The organism is Rhodoblastus sp., from assembly GCF_041915505.1.
Lineage (GTDB): Bacteria > Pseudomonadota > Alphaproteobacteria > Rhizobiales > Beijerinckiaceae > Rhodoblastus.
Window position 1 is genome coordinate 1 of sequence record NZ_JAYSBG010000267.1, and the last position, 4,916, is coordinate 4,916.

5 protein-coding genes are annotated in these 4,916 nt (G+C 64.7%); 2 read left to right on the forward strand and 3 right to left on the reverse strand.

Annotated elements, in window-relative coordinates; translation table 11 throughout:
• A partial coding sequence (locus tag ACE3S9_RS14750; protein ID WP_374547238.1) for a GDP-mannose 4,6-dehydratase occupies positions 1–500 on the reverse strand: 500 nt, incomplete at its 3' end.
• 482 nt (positions 501–982) lie between these two features.
• Positions 983–2,200, reverse strand: a complete 1,218-nt coding sequence (locus tag ACE3S9_RS14755; protein WP_374547239.1) for a 6-phosphofructokinase — start codon at positions 2,198–2,200, stop codon at positions 983–985.
• Positions 2,201–2,413: 213 nt separating this feature from the next.
• Between ACE3S9_RS14755 and ACE3S9_RS14760 the strand changes: the two genes are divergently transcribed.
• Positions 2,414–3,853, forward strand: coding sequence for a protein kinase (locus ACE3S9_RS14760; protein ID WP_374547240.1), 1,440 nt, complete (start codon positions 2,414–2,416; stop codon positions 3,851–3,853).
• Positions 3,854–3,947: 94 nt separating this feature from the next.
• The gene (locus ACE3S9_RS14765) at positions 3,948–4,169 is read left to right on the forward strand and encodes a DUF2093 domain-containing protein (protein ID WP_374547241.1); all 222 of its coding nucleotides are present in this window, start codon (positions 3,948–3,950) and stop codon (positions 4,167–4,169) included.
• Here ACE3S9_RS14765 and ACE3S9_RS14770 read toward each other — a convergent pair.
• Positions 4,166–4,916: hypothetical protein (locus tag ACE3S9_RS14770; protein ID WP_374547242.1), on the reverse strand; the 751-nt coding region annotated here is incomplete at its 5' end. The genes ACE3S9_RS14765 and ACE3S9_RS14770 overlap by 4 nt on opposite strands.

The window sequence follows — 4,916 nt, forward strand, 5'->3', positions numbered from 1 at the left end:
TAGTTCACCGTCATCCAGTGGGCGTAGAGCTTGGCGGCGGCATAGGGCGAGCGCGGATAGAAGGGGGTCTTTTCCGACTGCACCGGCTCCTGGATCAGACCGTACATTTCCGAGGACGAGGCCTGATAGAAACGGGCGTGCGGTACTTCGAGCCTTACCGCCTCAAGCATGTGTACGGCGCCCATGCCGGTCACCATGCCGGTCAGGATCGGCTGCTGCCAGGAGGATTTGACGAAGGATTGCGCCGCGAGATTATAGACTTCGTCCGGTTTCACCTCGCGAAAAATGCGGATCAGGCTGGACAGGTCGCTCAGATTGCCGTCATGCAGGGTGATCTCGTCCGTCAGGCCGATCCAGCGCAATCTCTCGCCCACGACATCCGACGAGGCGCTGCGGCGCAGCAGGCCATGAACTTCATAACCCTTTTCAACCAGCAGTTTGGAGAGATAGGCGCCGTCCTGGCCGGTCACGCCCGTAATCAAGGCCTTCTTTTTGGACATTTTTTCCCCATGCCTCGAATGATTTGTCTCGGTTTCGGCTGAAAACCGCTGACCGCGATTTGGCTCAAAAACCGCGTAGAAAGGTGGAAAACAACCGGTTTGTCGATGCTGTTGGGATTAGTTAGGTTTCCGGCGAGCGTCAAGCCTCGGCAAATCGGGCGACTCCTTTCCGAGCCGCGCAGGGGCGACGGGCGGATAGTGCTGGAGGGCGCGTCGAAGCCGAATCAAGCTTCCTGAGTGATTTTCCAGATATCGCTCACAGCGTCGGCTCTATTTGCGAAGTTTGGCGTTTCGGATCGCGGCGTTTCGGTTGGCAAGATGGGCATCATCGAACACAAGCTTTTCGAGAGCGGCTTCGATCGCCGCGTTATCGTGGGGAGAGGCGTAATCGACCAGATCGCCGCCCACTTCAGGAGTCGAACTCGCGTCGGACGCGACCCCGGGGCGTCCAAACCAAAGACTTTGCCGATAGGTAGGCGCCATCAGCCCTTGTGCAGGATCTTCGGGACGCCGTTGGGCCTCAGGCGATAGGCGTCCGGCAGGCCGGAGCCGAGCAGTGGCCGCAGGTAGAGCCGGAAGGCGTCGGTGACGTCGGTGCCGCAGGACGACAGGAATTCGTCCTCCATCACGCGAGTCTTGCCGGCCACGGCTTCGAGCGGGACCAGTTCGTAATCCACCGAATAATAGCCGGTGCGCTTGATCGAGACCGAGCCGCTCCGGCCGCCCCAGATGGCGTATTGCACGGCCTTTTCGCCGACTTCGCGCGCTTCGCGCTGGTCGACGTCGGAGACGCAGCCGATGAAGGAGCGCTGCAGATAGCCGAAGGTGTCGCCGCGTACGCGCTTGATCTTCAGCTTGCTCTTGATTTCCTCGCAGAGCAGGTCGGCGAGCGCGCCGGTGCCTGAGAGCTGGACATTGCCGTGAGCGTCATGCTCGATCTGTTGGGCGAGCTTGGTGACGATCGGCGCGCCGGTGGCGTCGTGGATGCCTTCCGACACCGCGATCACGCAGCGGCCGAGACGCTCATAGATGCGCTTTACGTCGGCGAGGAATTTGTCGATGTCGAACACGCGTTCCGGCACATAGATCAGATGCGGGCCGTCTTCGGGGAATTTCTTGCCGAGTGCGGAAGCCGCCGTGAGGAAGCCGGCGTGGCGGCCCATCACCACCGCGACGTAGACGCCGGGCAGGGCGGCGTTGTCGAGATTGGCGCCGGCGAAAGCCTGGGCGACGAAGCGCGCGGCGGACGGGAAGCCCGGCGTGTGGTCGTTGCCGACCAGATCGTTGTCGATGGTCTTCGGGATATGCACGCAACGCAGCGGATAATTGGCCTTGGCCGCCTCGTCGGCGACGATGCGGACGGTATCGGAGGAATCGTTGCCGCCGACATAAAAGAAGGCGCCGATCTCGTGCGCCTGCAGCACCTTGAAAATTTCGTGGCAATATTTGGCGTCGGGCTTGTCGCGGGTCGAGCCGAGCGCCGAAGAAGGCGTATTGGCGACCATTTCCAGATTGTGGCTGGTCTCCTGGGTCAGGTCGAGCAGGTCTTCGTCGACAATGCCGCGCACGCCGTGATGCGCGCCATAGACGCGCTCGACGCCGGCGAATTTCCGCGCCTCCAGCACCACCCCGGCGAGCGACTGGTTGATCACGGCGGTCGGGCCGCCGCCCTGGGCGACGAGAATCTTCTTCGGCGTCATGAAAACCTCCCCTCGAAATGGCCGCGCTGTTCTAAAGCGGCGGAAGCAAAAGGGAAACCCGTATTTGCCCGCAACCGGCCTTAGAAAACGGTCAGTCGGGCCGGTCCGTCGTTTTTCGGGGCTTGTTTGCTGGCTTGTCGCCACAGTTGAGGCCGCGCTAGACTGGCGCCAGGGAGACGCGCCATTTCGACGGACAGACCCGCCTTTTCGAATTTGCGCCCCGGCGACGTGATCGACGGCTTTCGCTTGGTCGAGCGGATGCATGTCGGCGGCATGGCCCATTTGTGGCGCGTGACCCGCGACGACATGTCGCCGACCGCGATCCTCAAGGCGCCGATCGTGCAGGATGGCGACGACGCCACGGCCATCGTCGGCTTCGAGATGGAGCAGATGATCCTGCCGCTGCTCGGCGGCCCCCACGCGCCGAAATTCATCGCCTCGGGCGATTTCACCCGCCAGCCCTATATCGTCATGGAGCTGATCGCGGGCGAATCGCTGCTGGCGCGGGTCGAACATGCGCCGCTGCCGGTCGAGGAGGTCGTCGAAATCGGGATCGGCGTCGCCCACGCTTTGGCCGATCTGCACAGCCAGAACGTCATCCATCTCGACATCAAGCCGTCGAACATCATGCGCCGGCCGGGCGGCGAATTCGCGCTGATCGATTTCGGCCTGTCGCGTCACGATCTGCTGCCCGATCTGCTCGCCGAGGAATTTCGGTTGCCGCTCGGGACCGGGCCCTATCTGTCGCCCGAGCAGATCCGGCGCGATCGCGGCGATCCGCGCAGCGACCTGTTTTCGCTCGGCGTGGTGCTCTATTACCTGCTGACCGGCGTTCGGCCGTTCGGCACGCCGCGCAGCCCGCGCGCGCTCGCCAAAAGGCTGTGGCGCGATCCGGAGCCGCCGGCGCGCTATAATCCCGACTGTCCGCCCTGGCTGCAGGAGGTCATTCTGCGCTGTCTGGAGCCTGGGCCGGACCTGCGCTATCCCACCGCCGCCCAGCTCGCGCTCGACCTCGCCACGCCGGAGCAGATCCGCCTGACCGAACGGGCCGACAAGCGCCGCGCCGATAGCTGGCTGACCGCGCGGCGGCGCTGGTGGCTGCAGAAACTGGCGCCGATGCGCCATCCCCGCACCATAGCCGCCCGGCGCGCCTCGGCGCCCATCGTCATGGCGGCGCTGGATTTCAGCGAGGCCGGGGCCGCGTTTGGCGACGCCCTGCGTGAGACCGTCGGCCGCGTCATGACCACGGCGCCCGGCGCCAGGCTCGCCTGTGTCAATGTCATCAAGACCAGCCGGCTGCGCATCGACGCCGCCCAGGACGAGACCGGCCGCCATCTCCATGTCCGGCGTCTGGTCGAGGTGCGGCAATGGGCGGCCGGCCTGCGGCTGCCGGCGGCGCAGGTCACGGCCCATGTGCTGGAGGCGGTCGATCCGGCGGCGGCTTTGATCGATTTCGCCCGCGAGAATCATGTCGACCAGATCGTCATCGGCGCGGGCGCCGCCATGCGCCGGACGACGATCGGCCCCATTGCGGCGCGAATCGGCGCCCAGGCGCCGTGCACCGTCACGCTGGTCCGGCCGCCCCAGCCCGCGGCGCAGGGCGGCGACGGCGAGGATGTGGCGACCGAGCCGGAGCAGGGATTGGGTATTTAAGCCGGTATTGAACGGCGCGCCTATTAGCGATAAATCCTTGAACGAGACATGCCGAACAACCCGTCTTGACCACGGGACGAAACAGAGAGGGCCGATGAACCGCATCGATCGCCGCGCGCCGCTGAGCGGGCCGGCCGAAATCGAATATCTCGACGGCGATTTCAAGATCAAACGGCCTGGCGCCTATGTCGTCTGCGCGGCCACCGGCGCGCATGTGCCGATCGAGGAGCTGCGCTACTGGAATGTCGACCGGCAGGAGGCCTATGCCGGGCCCGAGGCCAAAATGCTGCGCCTCAAGCAATTGGGCGAGATTTAGCGCATCAGATCCTTGAGCGCGTTGCGCATCGCGTCGCTGGGGATGCCGAACACGCCGCCATAGGGTTCGTCCAGGTCGAGGATCACGAAGACGGCGACGGTCACGGAGACTGCGCAGAGTCCGATCACCGCCATGATCATCGCGTTAGGCCGGGCGGTGAGCCCGAACGCGCCGAACAGCACCGAGAGCCAGAACACCAGCACCCAGTAGAAGGGCGGCGAAATCGACGCGCGCGCGCCCTCGATGACCTTCCAGCGCGCCTTGAGCATGTCGCGAAACTGTTCCTCGCAGACGGAAAACAGCGCGGTTTGCATCGCGGTCGCCGGCTGGAGCGAGCGGATGTCGCGCCCGATCTCGCTCAGCGCGTTGGAGAGCGCCGGGGCTTCGCCGACCAGCGGCATGGCGGCGACGTTCACATTGGCGACGCCCTCGGGGCGCGGCTCGTCAGGCCAGGTGCTGGCGATGACGGCGGCCACATAGCCGCGCAATTGTTCGCGGATATGGGCGGTTTCGGGGCCGTAATCCCGCAGGCAGCGATCGAGTTGGACGATCTGCGCGGCATCGTCGCCGCGCGCGGAATAGGCCGTGTCGAAACCGGATTTCACGGATGTGGTCAGCAACCCGAGCACGATCGCGGTGAAATTCACCAGCAGCATGATGACCAGTTGGACCAGGGCCATCGACGCGCCGGAGCGATGATGCTCCGGCAGGCGGGGATGAATGTAGAAGCCGACGGCCGCGCTGGCG